The following is a 14,050-nucleotide window of genomic DNA, read 5'->3' as shown; positions in this document are numbered from 1 at the left end:
CTCGCCGGCGGCGTCCACCGCCTCGACGGCCAGCTCATGGTCGTCCTCGATGTCGATCGCGTCCTCGAAATCGTGCCGGATCTGTTGGCGGCATAAGAAGCAGAAGCAAGGCGAAAGCGTACATAACATTTGGAAACGTCCCCTTTTGGGGAATGGAAGTAGAGGCCGAAAATGAGAACATGTCTCGTCGTCGATGACTCCAGTGTCATTCGAAAGGTCGCACGTCGTATCCTGGAAGGTCTTGATTTCCAGATCATCGAAGCCGAGGACGGCGCGAAAGCGCTGGACGCCTGCAAGCGCGCCATGCCCGAGGCGGTCCTGCTCGACTGGAACATGCCCGTGATGGACGGCTATGAATTCCTCGGCAATCTGCGCCGCATGCCCGGCGGCGATGCGCCCAAGGTGGTGTTCTGCACCACCGAAAACGACGTCGCGCACATCGCACGTGCACTGCACGCCGGCGCCAACGAATACATCATGAAGCCGTTCGACAAGGACATCGTCACCGCGAAGTTCCAGGAAGTCGGCCTGATCTGATCGGTCCAGACGATCCGGCGGCCAGGCGGCCTTCGGCGTTGTTTTCGTAAGCGTGCCGTTCGAGTCGTTCCTGGTGAAGTAATGAGTATTGCGTTGACAAGTGCCGCGGCCCCGACTTCGACACGGCAGGACAAGCTGCGTGTTATGGTGGTCGACGACAGCGTCGTCATCCGCGGGATGATCTCGCGCTGGATCGGAGCCGAGCCGGACATGGAGGTCGTCGCCTCCCTGCGCACCGGCCTCGACGCCGTCAACCAGCTCGAACGCATCAATCCCGACGTCGCCGTGCTCGATATCGAAATGCCGGAGCTCGACGGCATTTCCGCGCTGCCGAAACTGCTGGCGAAGAAGCGTGATCTCATCATCATCATGGCCTCGACGCTGACCCGCCGCAATGCGGAGATCAGCTTCAAGGCGCTCTCGCTTGGCGCCTCCGACTACATTCCAAAGCCCGAAAGCACGCGCGAGGCTTCCGCAGCCGAAACTTTTCGCCACGATCTGATCCAGAAGATCCGTCACCTCGGCGCCAAGATCCGCCGCAACGTGCACGCGCCCGCGCATGTGACGCCGCCTCTGGCGCCGGTCCACGAGCGGCCGCGTGAAGCTTCGGTCCGAGCGCCGACGGTGGCACCGGCAGCGCAATCGCAATTGGCACGCCGCCCGTTCAGCATGCTGGCGCCGCGCGTGCTCCTGATCGGTTCGTCGACCGGTGGTCCGCAGGCGCTGATGTCGCTGGTCACCGAAATCGGGCCTGTGATCGACCGTTTCCCGGTTCTGATCACGCAGCACATGCCGCCGACCTTCACCACGATTCTCGCCGAGCATCTGGCGCGTTCGAGCCGTCGGCCGGCGCATGAGGCGGTCGATGGCGAAATCGTCAAGGCCGGCCGGATCTATCTCGCGCCGGGCGGCCGTCATATGAAGGTCGTGCGCCATGGCGCGGAGGCGGCGATCGCGCTCGACGACGGACCGCCGGTGAATTTCTGCAAGCCTGCGGTCGATCCGCTGTTCACCTCGGCGATCGACGTCTGGCAGGGCGGCATCATGTCCGTGATCCTGACCGGCATGGGCTCCGACGGCATGCGCGGCGGCAAGGATATTGTCGCGGCCGGCGGCAGCGTGATTGCCCAGGACGAGGCGACGAGTGTGGTGTGGGGCATGCCGGGAGCGGCCGCGAATGCCGGCATTTGCGCCGCGATATTGCCGCTTAATCAGATCGCGCCGAAACTGGTTCGGTTGTTTTCGGGAGATCGTGCGTGACGCCTCAAGACTATGAGTATCTGCGTAAGCTTCTGAAAGAGCGTTCCGGGCTGGACCTGTCCCCCGACAAGCAATATCTCGTCGAGAGCCGTCTGGTGCCGCTGGCGCGCAAGGCGAGCCTTGCCGGTATCCCCGAACTCGTTCAGAAGATAAAGGCCGGCGCCGACGCGCTGACTGCCGAGGTGGTCGAGGCGATGACCACCAACGAGACCTTCTTCTTTCGCGACAAGCTTCCGTTCGATCATCTGAAAGAGGCGGTTCTCCCGGCGCTAGCGCAGGCGCGCGCGGCGCGTCGTTCCCTGCGCATCTGGTGCGCGGCTTCCTCGACCGGGCAGGAGCCGTACTCGATTGCGATGTGCCTGAAGGAGGCCGGCGCCATGCTGGCGGGCTGGCGCACCGAGATCGTCGCGACCGACCTTTCGCTGGCCGTGCTGGAAAAATCCAAGGCCGGCATCTTCAGCCAGTTCGAGGTGCAGCGCGGCCTGCCGATCCAGATGCTGGTGAAATATTTCACGCAGAATGGCGAGCTGTGGCAGCTCAACGCCGACATCCGCAGCATGGTGCAGCACCGTCAGTTGAACCTGCTGCAGGATTTTTCTCACCTCGGCACGTTCGACGTGATCTTCTGCCGCAACGTCCTGATCTACTTCGACCAGGACACCAAAGCCAAAATCTTCGAACGCATCTCGCGGATGCTGGAGCCCGATGGCGTGCTGGCGCTGGGGGCTGCCGAATCCGTGGTCGGAATCACCAATGCCTTCAAGCCCTATCCGGATCGCCGTGGGCTCTATCGTCCAAATGCCGCACCAACTGTTGTGCGCCCCGGGGTAGCGACCCTGGTGCCGCAGGCGCCAAGGTCGGTGGCGTCGGCACGCTGATCTATCGGTCTATCGACGTCAGCTAGAGGATCGCGTGCGGTACGAACCGCGACGTGTTGCCGGTGATCGGATTTTCGTCCTCGCGGATCGATAGTCCGCACGGTGTGTGATCGATCAGCCAGCTTCCGAGCACCGGGTATTGGTCGGAAAAGCTCGGCAGGGACGCGAAACCCTGCACGATGAAGCCTTCCGCCCCATATGGGCCTTGCTGTTCCATCAGCGTCGAGCCGGCGCTGACGAGCGTAACATTTGCGCCTTCGCGCGAATAAAGCGGCTTGCGCACGAACGAGGAGCCGAGCATCGCCGCCTTCGGATCGTCCTCGAAATAGGCCGGCAGCAAATTGGGGTGTTTCGGGAACATCTCCCAGAGCAGCGGAAGAATGCCCTTGTTGGACAGGATCGCTTTCCACGGCGGCTCGATCCAGCGCGTCGGCGTGCTCGACAGATTTGCGCCGAACGTGTCTTGAAACATCCATTCCCAGGGGTAGAGCTTGAAGGCAAGCTCAATGCTGCGATCGTCGAGATCGACGAACCGGCCATCGCCCCCGAGGCCAACGTCCTTAATGTCCATCAGCGTGGTCTTCAATCCGGCCTGACTCGCGGTGTCCTGCAGATAGGCCAGTGTTCCGGCGTCCTCGGCATTGTCGGTCATCCCGGCCAGATGCAGGTGCTTTGCGCTGCCGTGTTTTTTCCAGGCGTCGATCAGCCGTTCATGGATCGAGTTGAACTGGTCGGCGCGCTTCGGGATGATGCTGCGCTCGATCGCCTGTTCGAGCCAGGTCCACTGGAAAACCGCCGCTTCGAAAATCGAGGTCGGCGTATCCGCGTTGTACTCCAGCAGTTTCGCCGGGCTCCAGCCGTCGTAGCTCAGGTCCAGCCGGCCATAGAGGCTGGCGTCGCGGCGGCGCCAGCTCTCTGACAGCAGCGGCCAGAAGGCTTCCGGTATTTTCAACCGGCGCAGATATTTTTCGTCGTTGATCGCGCGGCCGACCACCTCGAGGCACATCGCCTCGATCTCACCGGTGGGCGCCTCGATCCGCCGTTCGATCTCGTTCAGCGTGAATGCGTAATAGGCCCGTTCGTCCCAATAACGCTCGCCGCCTATGGTGTGAAAAGTGAATCCGGCGCTTTCGGCGGTGGCACGCCAGTCGTCGCGTTCGGGGCAGGGGATGCGTTCCATGACATTCAGCCGCCAGAGAAGCCGACGGCATGCCCGAACGAACCGAAGCCGCCGCGCTGCGCGCTGTGCGAGCCGGAATCGGAGGTGCTAGAGCCCGAATAGTTCGAGGAGGAATTGCTCGAACCCGAAGAACTCGACGAGGAGCCGCCGGAGTAATAGCTGCTGCGTGAGGAGCTTCCGCCGCCACCCGAACTGCTGGATGAAGATCCGCGCTGCTGGCATTCGGCGGCGCTGCTTTGCAGCAGCGACGGCTGCGCTGTGTTCGGCGACGGTTCGCATTTGTTGCTGGGCATCAGCGTGTAGGCGGCACTGCCAACCGCGAGCGTGCCCATCAGAAACAACGCAACGTGGCCCGAACGCTTTGCCGGCGGGCCCGACGACTGCGGCACAGGCGGCACCGATGGTTTGCGCGTCCCGAATTCGCTTGTGCGTTTGGGGGGCTTGTTCGCCATGGTCAGTAGATCATGCTGGCAGCGTTGAGCGCGCCCGCGGCCAGCGAGGCTAGTCCAAGCCAGATGGCGGCGGCAAGTTCGCCGCCTGCGATGCGCTGCGACAGGTTCGGCACCGGTATCTTGACGAGGTAAAAGACGATGATCTGCACGATCAGCGCGACGACAGCCCAGATCAGGCAATCCCAGACATTGGCGGAATGGGCGATGGCGCTGACCAAAGGCAGCGCGAAGCCGAGCAGGCTGAGCCCCAATGCGATTGCCGCTGCCGGATTATTGTCGCGGATCAGCAGGAACTCGTCATGCGGCGTGACACGGGTATAGACGAAGAGGTAGGCGGCCACGGCGACCAGCGCCGTGCAGAAATAGACCAGAAACGCCGGTAGCCCGGCGAGGGATTGCAAGATCATTGATAACGCCCCGACTCGATCGGTCCCCACGTTCGCACGACCCATTGGTCGGCGCATCGGAGGTGTCGGTTCAATCCCAAGCAAAAACGCTCCCGTTTTCAGGCGGGGTTAGCCAATCGGCCTGACGCAGCCGGCTATTCCTTGACCTCGATCTTGCCCTTCATCGCCGGGTGCAGGCCGCAGATGTAATCGTAGATTCCGGCATCGGCGAGGGTCAGCTGGGTGGTCTGGCCCTTCAGCGCGATGGACGAGCGCTGCGCTTTGGCGCCGGTGATTGTGACCTGGTGCGGCGAGGAATCGGTGTTGTGCCAGGTGATGCTCTGGCCCTTGCTGACGACGACGGTCTCCGGTCCGAATTTGAAGTCGGAGATCGAGACGACGCCGGGGCCTGGCGCGGGCTTTGCCATGGCGCCTTCTGGCGTGCCCTTCAGGCCCGCCAGTGAGATAACAAAATCCTGCCCGGCATGTGGCTTGTGGCACGTGAAGCAGCTCGTCAAATTGGCCTTGTCGTTGACCTTCTTGTCCGGCCCAAACGCCTGATACTCCCATTCGCCGTTCCGAATGTCGTCCTTGTACTCGGTGCCCCAGCCGTCGCGCTTTTCCATCACCGTGTAGGCGACGAGGTCGCCCTTCTGGAAACGGCCGCTGGCATCCTTCATAGGCTCGCCGGCCGCATCGAGCTGCGCCTTGTACTGAACCAGCGTCAGCACCGTGCCGCTCGGGATCGGCTGCCCCTTGCGTACTGCATCGACCGCCGCCGGCGTCGCATAGAGCTCGCGATACTGCTTGTTGTCGTAACGGCTGACGGTGGCGTAGAGCGTGTCCTTGTCGAAATTCTCCGGGAAGGCGACCTTGTCGCCGCCGGCGAGCGCCGAATAGCCGATGAGCGCGCCCGATGCCGATCCGAGCGCAACCGCGGCAAGTAGCCTGACGTTTTTCATGACTTCCCCCTCGTTTGCGGACAATTCCGTCAGATACGAGACACCGCGAAGCGGGTTTCAATCCGGGGTAAGCGAATTTGTCGCGTGTGAGCGGCCCAAGAGCTTCGGTTCTGATTGAATCAGAACCGAAGCTCTAGCCTCTTGTCTTGACGCGTTTTCTTCACGCGAACCGGCAGCCACTTCGCTCGAAAACGCTCCAAAAACAAAAACCCCGCCATTCGCGGCGGGGTCCAGTCGGGGAGGAGTGAGCCTTACGGCTCGCCGTAAACCCTGGTCAGGCGGGAATGCGTTCTTCCTGCTCGTGCGGCTCGCGCAGCACGTAGCCGCGGCCCCACACGGTCTCGATGAAGTTGCGGCCTTCGGAAGCGTTGGCGAGCTTCTTGCGCAGCTTGCAGATGAAGACGTCGATGATCTTGAGCTCGGGCTCGTCCATGCCGCCATAGAGGTGGTTGAGGAACATTTCCTTCGTGAGCGTGGTGCCCTTGCGGAGCGAGAGCAGCTCCAGCATCTGGTATTCCTTGCCCGTCAGATGGACGCGCTGGCCACCGACTTCGACCGTCTTGGTGTCGAGATTGACGACGAGGTCGCCGGTCTGGATCACCGACTGGGCATGACCCTTGGAACGGCGCACGATCGCGTGGATGCGGGCGACCAGTTCGTCCTTGTGGAAGGGCTTGGTCATGTAGTCGTCGGCGCCAACGCCGAGACCCTTGACCTTGTCCTCGATGCCGGCGAGGCCGGAGAGGATCAGAATGGGGGTCTTGATCTTCGACACCCGAAGCTGCTTGAGCACGTCGTAACCGGACATGTCGGGCAGATTGAGGTCGAGAAGGATAATGTCGTAATCGTAAAGCTTACCGAGATCGACGCCTTCTTCTCCGAGATCCGTCGTATAGACGTTGAAACTCTCGGATTTAAGCATCAGCTCGATCGACTGCGCGACGGCGCTGTCATCTTCTATCAGCAAAACGCGCATGCCAGTCCCCTATAGTCGCCGCTCCGGGCGTCAGGTCGGCCGCACTTGCGGCACTCAAAACGCCTTTGAACAACTGATTCGGATCCTGACGACATATGGTTAACAAATACTGATTCGTGTTCGCAAGCTCTAACCGTGCAATTTTTATCGAATCGCCGTAAGATATTGCGTCGAAGCAGCTTTTCCTTACCGTTCTCGTTCAAGTTCCACATTAAGAGACGGGCCTAACCGACTCCCGCGACTCACCCTTCTTCTGATGGGCGAGCGCTCTCAGTCACCAAAGACAGTGACGCAATGATTAACGATGCGGGTAAACACGAGGTTAAGCGCCCCTTTCAAAGACGCGGAAACTTAAGGTTTTCGCAATGAAGGCGCTTGCGGAACAGATCGGCGACGTCGACGGCGTCAATATATATGGCCGTGTGGTCGGCGTGCGCGGGCTGATGGTCGAGATCGCGGGGCCGATCCATGCGATGTCGGTCGGCGCCCGGATCGTGATCGAGACCGGCGGCAGCTTCATTCCGGCCGAGGTGATCGGCTTCTCCGGGAACAACGCGGTGGTGATGCCGTTCGCCGGCCTCGATGGCGTCAGGCGCGGCTGCCGCGCCGTGATCACCAATGCCGCGGGGCAGGTGCGGCCCTCGCCTTCCTGGCTCGGCCGTGTGCTCAACGCGATGGGGGAACCGATCGACGGCAAGGGGCCGCTGACGCAGGGGCCATCGCCGATGCCGTATCGGAACTCGCCGCCGCCAGCGCATTCGCGCCAGCGGGTCGGGGCGCCGCTCGATCTTGGCGTGCGCGCCTTGAATACGTTCCTGACCTGCTGCCGCGGCCAACGGCTCGGCATCTTCGCCGGATCCGGCGTCGGCAAATCGGTGCTGCTGTCGATGCTGGCGCGTAATGTCGATGCGGATATCACGGTCATCGGCCTGATCGGTGAACGCGGCCGCGAGGTGCAGGAGTTCCTGCAGGACGACCTTGGCGATGAAGGCCTGGCGCGCTCGGTCGTGGTGGTGGCGACCTCCGACGAGCCGGCCTTGATGCGCCGGCAGGCGGCCTATCTGACGCTCGCGATCTCCGAATATTTTCGCGATGAAGGCAAGGATGTGCTGTGCCTGATGGATTCCGTGACGCGCTTTGCGATGGCGCAGCGCGAGATCGGGCTGTCGGCGGGCGAGCCACCGACAGCCAAAGGCTACACGCCGACGGTGTTCACTGAACTACCGAAGCTCCTGGAGCGGGCAGGGCCGGGCATCAGCGCCGGCACCATCACCGGCATTTTCACCGTGCTGGTCGATGGTGACGATCATAATGAACCGATTGCGGACGCGGTGCGCGGCATTCTCGACGGCCACGTCGTGATGCAGCGATCGATTGCCGAGCGCGGGCGTTTTCCCGCGATCAACGTCCTCAAATCGGTCTCCCGCACCATGCCGAAATCGGCCGATCCGGCCTATCTGCCCGTGATCATGCGGGGCCGTCAGGTGATGGCGACCTACGCCGATATGGAGGAACTGATCCGGCTCGGCGCTTACCGGGCGGGGTCGAGCCCGGAGGTCGACGAGGCGATCCGGCTGCACGAGCCGCTGGAAGGGTTCCTGCGGCAGGGCAAGGGCGAAAAAGCAAGCCTCGCCGACGGCTACCAGCAATTGGCGCAGATCCTGACTAGTTTGGAAACGGAACGCTAACTTTGTCAGGCCATCATCCCCGTCACATGAATAGTCTTGCTGGCGGGGCCCCCGGGGGAAGCCGGCTTTGTCCCGCGTTAAGATTGGGACTTCTGGGGAGTATGAGTCGATGAAGTCACGTGAAACGCTGATCCGCCTGAAGAAGTTTCAGGTCGATGAGAAGCGCCGAAGGGTTACTCAGATCGAAGGCATGATCGCCGATTTCCAGCGCATGTCGGTCGACCTCGAGCGCGAAATCCAGACCGAGCAGGACCGGGCCGGGATCCAGGATCCCTCTCACTTCGCCTATCCGACCTATGCCAAGGCCGCGATCCAGCGGCGCGAGAACCTGACCCGTTCGGCCGACGAACTGCGCATCCAGCTCGAGGATGCCAAGAGCCTCCTCGGCGAAGCCTTCGAGGAGCTCAAGAAGGTCGAACTGCTGGACGAGCGTGACCAGGCGCGCGAACGCGCCGAGGAGAACGCCCGCGAGCAGGCCGACATGGACTCCATCGGGTTGATGCGCGCCCGCCTCGGCGCCATCGCCTGACGCCTTAACCTTCTCTCATCCGATCATCGACAACCCGGGCCGCAAGGTCCGGGTTTTTCTTTGATGATGTCCACAGACAGGCGTCTTGGTGGCTGGTTTCCTGCAAGGTATGCTAGGAGGGTTCTCGATGCTCCCGGCGTAAAGCGCGATGGGGGATCGCGATTTGGGGGACGCCGAATGCTGACGCCAGCCGAGCTGGTTTGGCTGATTGCCGCTGTTGCGAAGGGGGATGAAGCCGCTTTCGAGCGGCTTTATGCCGCCACGCGCGCGAAACTCTTCGGTGTCGTCCTCCGTATCTTGCGCCGACAGGATCTCGCCGAGGAGGTCATTCAGGAGGCCTACGTCAAGATCTGGAATAGCGCCGGACAATTCAATCCGGCGCTTGCTTCGCCGATCACGTGGATGGCGGCGATCGCGCGCAACCGGGCGATCGACGTCGTGCGCAAGAAGAGCGAGGCCTCGATCGAGGAGGAGCCGACCGCGATGGAAGTGGCCGCCGATTCACCCGATCCGCTGGCGCGGCGCGAGATGACGGAAGAGTTGAAGCGGCTGCTGGAATGCGTCGGCCGTCTCGAGCCCGACCGGCAGAAGCTGGTGCTGCTGGCCTATTACAACGGCTGGAGCCGCGAGCAGCTGGCCGCCAAGTTTGAGACGCCGGTGAATACGGTGAAGACGTGGCTGCGCCGCAGCATGATGGATATCCGGGAATGTCTCGGGCTTTGAGTTTTTGGATTTGAGTTCTTTGGAAGCTGTCTTGAAGGGTGCCCTGGACGTTAGATGATGGCCTATAGCGAAGACCATATCGCGCTCGCCGCGGAATATGCGCTCGGCACCCTCGATGCCGACGAGCGCGCGCAGGTCGAAACCATGATGGCCGTCGACACGGAATTCACCGCCGTGGTCCAGGCGTGGGAGTACAGGCTCGGCGTCCTCAACCAGATGGTCGGCTCGGTCGAGCCGCGGCCGATCGTCTGGGAGAATATTCAACGCGCGATCGGACATGCCGGACCGCAGGTGCCGCTGGCGCTGCCGGACGCGGCCGCTGCTCCGCCGCCGGAAGCCGCCGCCCCTCCGCCGCCGGCGGATACCCTGATGGCCGAACTGACCGAGGCCGCGGACAATTCCAACGTCGTCCAGTTGTCCGGCCGGGTGAAGCGCTGGCGCAATCTGGCGTCGTTCGCAACGGCTGCCGCCGCGGCGCTGATCGCGATGCTCGGCCTGCAGGTCTATTCGCCGGATCTGTTGCCGAATGCCCTTCGTCCCAAGATCCGCACGCAGGTGGTCGAGGTCAAGACGCCGCCGCTGCCGGCGCCGCCGTCGGCGCAATACGTTGCGATCCTGCAGCGGAACGGCGGCTCGCCGGCGTTCATCCTCACGGTCGATGCCGCCACCAAGAATTTCACCGTCCGCAAGGTCAATGCCGATGCCGAAGCCGGCAAGAGCTTCGAGCTATGGCTGGTCTCCGACAAGCTGCCGCAGCCGCGCTCGCTCGGTGTGATCGGCGGCAGCGAGTTCACCGCGCGTAACGTGCTCGCGTCCTACGACGCCGGTACGATCAACGCCGCGACCTACGCGGTGACGGTCGAGCAGGCCGGCGGATCGCGTGACGGCAAGCCGAACTTGCCGCCGGTCTTCGCCGGCAAGCTGATCGAGACGGTGCCGGCCGGGCCGACGCGCTGATTTTTTTGGACCCCCATCATTTGGGACCCCCATAAAGAGAAAACGCCCGTGGGGAGCGGGCGTTTTCGTAGTCGACTTGGGGTAGTGTCAACTTAGGGGTAGTTGGGGTCTTCTAGTACTTCACGTGGCGACTTTGGGGGGCTGTAAAGAGCCGCGTGAATTCGTGAATTCCTTTTCTTAGCGTACGACCGAATTGCCCGAGCTCGTGACCACGACCGGCTTGCCGGCCTTCATCACGCGGTTGCTCGCGGTCTGCTGGAAACCTTCGTCCGAAGTGGTGCGCGCCGTGATGCCGAAGGCGGCGACCAGGATGCCCACGACCAAAGCTACGACCACAATCTTGAGATGGGTCGTGCGGTCTGCGCTGTAAATCGAGTGGTTCATGGAAGTCTCCTGCCCGCCTTCCCCTGTGTCGAATTAGACGGCCTCATCGACAAACAGGTTCAACGTCTCGGCACAGGAAACGTAGGAATTCGCTGTTTCGTTCCACAGATGCGATCACAACGCAGTGAAAAGACTTGAACGGCCGCGATTGGAGATCGCGCGGCAGTGTCTCGAAATCAATAATTTATGAATTATTTCAATATGTTAAATGCATATTTCGTGGGTGGTCGCAAAACACCCACGGCGGGGCCGGTTTTTACAAACCGTTTGCCTGTGGCGAAAATGCCTCGCGGCGCCCTTGTCGATTTTCGCGGCGGAACTAAACGCTGCCGACCGTTTTCAGCCGGGCGCGCGGGTGGATTTCGGCCTGCGACAGCACGGTGGTCTGGGCGCGGAACCGTTCCACCAGCGAGCGCACGAACGGGCGGATCGCCGCCGACGTCACCAGCACCGGCGCCTCGCCTTCCTGGGCGGCGCGCTCGAAGCTGACGCGCACCGCGGTCATGAACTCCGACAGCTTTGACGGCTGCATCGCCAGGCTGCGGTCTTCGCCGCTGCCGACGATCGATTCGGCGAACGCCTGCTCCCACCGCGCCGACAGCGCGATCAGCGGCAGATAGCCGTTGTAGGAGGTGTTCTGGGCGCAGATCTGGCGCGCCAGCCGGGCGCGGACGTGCTCGACCATGGTGGCGGGGTTGCGCGAAAACGCCAGCGCGTCGGCAATGCCTTCCAGGATGGTGGAGAGGTCGCGGATCGAGATCCGTTCGGACAACAGCAATTGCAGCACGCGCTGGATGCCCGACATGGTGACCTGGCTCGGCACGATGTCCTTGACCAGTTCGCCCTGTTCCTTCGGGAGGTCCTTGATCAGCTTCTGCACCTCGCCATAGGACAGCAGGTCCGACATGTTGCTCTTCAACAGCTCGGTCAGATGCGTCGACAGCACGGTCGCAGCGTCGACAACGGTATAGCCCTTCAGCGACGCCTCTTCCTTCAGGCTGGCGTCGACCCAGGTCGCGGGCAGCCCAAAAGTCGGCTCGATAGTGTGGATGCCGGGCACGCCGACCTGGTTGCCGGCGGGGTCCATGACCATGAACTGGTTCGGCCAGATCTTGCCGCTGCCGGCATCGACTTCCTTGATCTTGATCATGTAGGTGTTGGCCTCGAGCTGGACGTTGTCGAGGATGCGCACCGCCGGCATCACAAAGCCCATTTCGACCGCGAGCGAACGGCGCAGCGCCTTGATCTGTTCGGTGAGGCGGTCGGTGCCGTCGGGGCCGTTGACCAGCGGCAGCAGCGCATAGCCGAGCTCGATCTTGAGATCGTCGATCTTGAGCGAATTGGCGATCGGCTCTTCCGCCGCCGCGCTGGCGGCCGCAGCTGCAATATCGGGCGCGGCGAGCTCGGCGGCTTCGGCCGCCCTGGTATTGCGGTTGCGGTTGCGCGCCTTCCAGGCCAGGACGGCGGCGCCGCCGCCGAGCGCCACGAACGGCAGCATCGGAATGCCCGGCAGCAAGGCCAGCACCAGCATCACGCCGGCCGACATGCCGAGCGCCTGCGGATAGCCCGAGAGTTGCTTCATCAGCGCCTTGTCGGCGGCGCCGGTGATGCCGGCCTTGGACACGAGCAGGCCCGCCGCGGTCGAGACGATCAGCGCCGGCACCTGGGTGACCAGGCCGTCGCCGACGGTCAGGATCGTGTAGGTGCGGGCGGCATCGCCGAAGCTCATGCCCTGCTGGGCGACGCCGATGATGATGCCGCCGATGACGTTGATGAAAACGATCAAGAGGCCCGCGATGGCGTCGCCGCGTACGAATTTCGAGGCGCCGTCCATGGCGCCGAAGAAGCCGCTTTCGTCTTCCAGTTCCTTGCGGCGCCGCTTGGCGGTGGCTTCGTCGATCAGGCCGGCGGACAGGTCGGCGTCGATCGCCATCTGCTTGCCGGGCATCGAGTCGAGCTGGAAGCGGGCGGCGACTTCGGCGATGCGGCCCGAACCCTTGGTGATGACGATGAAGTTCACGATGACCAGGATCGCGAACACGATAATTCCGATCACGAAATTACCGCCCATCACGAAATTGCCGAAGGCTTCGATGACGTGGCCGGCGGCCGCCGTGCCCTCATGGCCGTGGCTCAGGATCAGCCGGGTCGAGGCCATGTTCAGCGACAGCCGCAGCATGGTCGAGATCAGGAGGACGGTCGGAAACGACGAGAATTCCAGCGGCGCCTGGATGAACAGCGCCGTCATCAGGATCAAGATCGACACCGTGATCGAGATCGCCAGGAACAGGTCGAGCACGATCGCGGGCAGGGGGAGGATCAGCACCACCAGGATGGTGAGGACGCCGAAGGCCAGCGCGAGATCGCCGCGCCGGAGGATGGTGCCGATTTCACTGAAGCTGGGGAATCCGCCGCTTGCCCCTGTGCCCTGACCTGCCGTGACGTCGACCATGCTTGCAGCTCCTCGCGAATGGCGGCCGCGGCCGCCAGACGTCTTCGCGGCGGCCGAAGGGCCGCCGCTCCGTAAGTGAGGCACCGCACTGGCGTCCACGGGGTTCCTCCCGTTCTACGCGGCTGACGACACTCGACTTCACTGGGCAAATTTTGCCCGGTGTATGGTTAGCAAAGGGTTAATTTCGGGTGCTTGGGCCGTCGTTTGGCCGCCGGATTTGCCCCTCAAGGACGTCGTCCCGGCGAAGGCCGGGACCCATACGCCGCGGCGCTTGTGTTGAGAGACGCTGTTCGACGACTTTCTTCCAATCATTGACTTCGGTGGCTATGGGTCCCCCGATGCGCAAATGCGCATCTGAGATCGCGTTTCGCTTGTCCGGGACGACGGAGACAGACACACCTTCGCGATCCCGCGACGCAAAGCGCCCGAGTGGTTCAATCCGTTCCTCCCAAAAACAAGGGAGCAGGGAATGCCGGGTGCGCGCTGCACCCGCGGTCTCGTGTGCGATTGTGCAACAAGATGGTGCACACGAGCATACAGGGCAGCGGAGAGCATCCGACATTCCCTGCGCAATGGCTTTACGGCTTATATCGCGCTCTCCCCGGTGAGACGGTCTCTATTGCCACCGTCGCCCCTCGGAAGCGTTGGCTCCCGAAAGACTTGACGCCGTTACGGGCGTCAGGACC

General features: G+C 62.6%; 14 protein-coding genes and 1 pseudogene. 8 read left to right on the top strand and 7 right to left on the bottom strand.

Annotated features, from left to right (window positions below):
* From JQ600_RS37040 to JQ600_RS28450, 4 genes and pseudogenes are all read left to right on the top strand, one after another.
* Positions 1 to 96, top strand: a pseudogene (locus JQ600_RS37040) (chemotaxis protein CheW); the annotation flags it as partial.
* Between the two features lie 75 nt (positions 97 to 171).
* Positions 172 to 537, top strand: a complete 366-nt coding sequence (locus JQ600_RS28460; RefSeq protein ID WP_192739881.1) for a PleD family two-component system response regulator — start codon at positions 172 to 174, stop codon at positions 535 to 537.
* An 81-nt stretch (positions 538 to 618) separates the two neighbouring features.
* Complete coding sequence (locus tag JQ600_RS28455; RefSeq protein ID WP_212265985.1) at positions 619 to 1,797, top strand: chemotaxis response regulator protein-glutamate methylesterase; 1,179 nt, start codon at positions 619 to 621, stop codon at positions 1,795 to 1,797.
* Positions 1,794 to 2,675, top strand: coding sequence for a protein-glutamate O-methyltransferase CheR (locus tag JQ600_RS28450; RefSeq protein ID WP_212265986.1), 882 nt, complete (start codon positions 1,794 to 1,796; stop codon positions 2,673 to 2,675). Before JQ600_RS28455 ends, JQ600_RS28450 begins: the two co-directional genes overlap by 4 nt.
* A gap of 22 nt (positions 2,676 to 2,697) precedes the next feature.
* Here the strand turns inward: JQ600_RS28450 and JQ600_RS28445 are convergent, their stop codons facing one another.
* The 5 genes from JQ600_RS28445 to ctrA form a co-directional block, all read right to left on the bottom strand.
* Entirely contained in the window at positions 2,698 to 3,855 is a 1,158-nt protein-coding gene (locus JQ600_RS28445; RefSeq protein WP_212390087.1) for a glutathionylspermidine synthase family protein, read from the bottom strand.
* A 5-nt stretch (positions 3,856 to 3,860) separates the two neighbouring features.
* The gene (locus JQ600_RS28440; protein WP_212490181.1) at positions 3,861 to 4,307 is read right to left on the bottom strand and encodes a hypothetical protein; all 447 of its coding nucleotides are present in this window, start codon (positions 4,305 to 4,307) and stop codon (positions 3,861 to 3,863) included.
* Between the two features lie 2 nt (positions 4,308 to 4,309).
* Positions 4,310 to 4,714, bottom strand: coding sequence for a DUF350 domain-containing protein (locus JQ600_RS28435; RefSeq protein ID WP_192739886.1), 405 nt, complete (start codon positions 4,712 to 4,714; stop codon positions 4,310 to 4,312).
* A gap of 134 nt (positions 4,715 to 4,848) precedes the next feature.
* The gene (locus JQ600_RS28430; RefSeq protein WP_212390085.1) at positions 4,849 to 5,655 is read right to left on the bottom strand and encodes a cytochrome P460 family protein; all 807 of its coding nucleotides are present in this window, start codon (positions 5,653 to 5,655) and stop codon (positions 4,849 to 4,851) included.
* Positions 5,656 to 5,929: 274 nt separating this feature from the next.
* Positions 5,930 to 6,631, bottom strand: a complete 702-nt coding sequence (ctrA, locus tag JQ600_RS28425; RefSeq protein WP_015688285.1) for a response regulator transcription factor CtrA — start codon at positions 6,629 to 6,631, stop codon at positions 5,930 to 5,932.
* Between the two features lie 365 nt (positions 6,632 to 6,996).
* Between ctrA and fliI the strand changes: the two genes are divergently transcribed.
* The 4 genes from fliI to JQ600_RS28405 all read left to right on the top strand — a co-directional run bounded on the left by fliI (position 6,997) and on the right by JQ600_RS28405 (position 10,528).
* On the top strand, positions 6,997 to 8,319 hold the full coding sequence (fliI, locus tag JQ600_RS28420; protein WP_212390084.1) for a flagellar protein export ATPase FliI: 1,323 nt from the start codon (positions 6,997 to 6,999) through the stop codon (positions 8,317 to 8,319).
* A 109-nt stretch (positions 8,320 to 8,428) separates the two neighbouring features.
* Positions 8,429 to 8,848: a flagellar export protein FliJ gene (gene fliJ / locus JQ600_RS28415; RefSeq protein ID WP_212265991.1), complete on the top strand. Its 420-nt coding sequence runs from the start codon at positions 8,429 to 8,431 to the stop codon at positions 8,846 to 8,848.
* 177 nt (positions 8,849 to 9,025) lie between these two features.
* The gene (locus tag JQ600_RS28410) at positions 9,026 to 9,571 is read left to right on the top strand and encodes a sigma-70 family RNA polymerase sigma factor (RefSeq protein ID WP_212390083.1); all 546 of its coding nucleotides are present in this window, start codon (positions 9,026 to 9,028) and stop codon (positions 9,569 to 9,571) included.
* A gap of 57 nt (positions 9,572 to 9,628) precedes the next feature.
* A complete protein-coding gene (locus JQ600_RS28405) occupies positions 9,629 to 10,528 on the top strand; it encodes an anti-sigma factor domain-containing protein (protein WP_212390082.1) in 900 nt (299 codons plus the stop codon).
* 177 nt (positions 10,529 to 10,705) lie between these two features.
* On the opposite strand, the gene JQ600_RS28400 is transcribed toward JQ600_RS28405, so the two are convergent.
* On the bottom strand, positions 10,706 to 10,912 hold the full coding sequence (locus JQ600_RS28400) for a hypothetical protein (RefSeq protein WP_212265993.1): 207 nt from the start codon (positions 10,910 to 10,912) through the stop codon (positions 10,706 to 10,708).
* A 319-nt stretch (positions 10,913 to 11,231) separates the two neighbouring features.
* The gene (gene flhA / locus JQ600_RS28395; protein ID WP_212265994.1) at positions 11,232 to 13,364 is read right to left on the bottom strand and encodes a flagellar biosynthesis protein FlhA; all 2,133 of its coding nucleotides are present in this window, start codon (positions 13,362 to 13,364) and stop codon (positions 11,232 to 11,234) included.
* Positions 13,365 to 14,050 lie beyond the last annotated feature (686 nt).

The sequence above is a fragment of the Bradyrhizobium sp. AUGA SZCCT0176 genome, assembly GCF_018130145.1.
Lineage (GTDB): Bacteria > Pseudomonadota > Alphaproteobacteria > Rhizobiales > Xanthobacteraceae > Bradyrhizobium.
The sequence above is the reverse complement of the archived record's forward strand: the minus strand, read 5'-3'. Positions and strand labels throughout refer to the sequence as shown.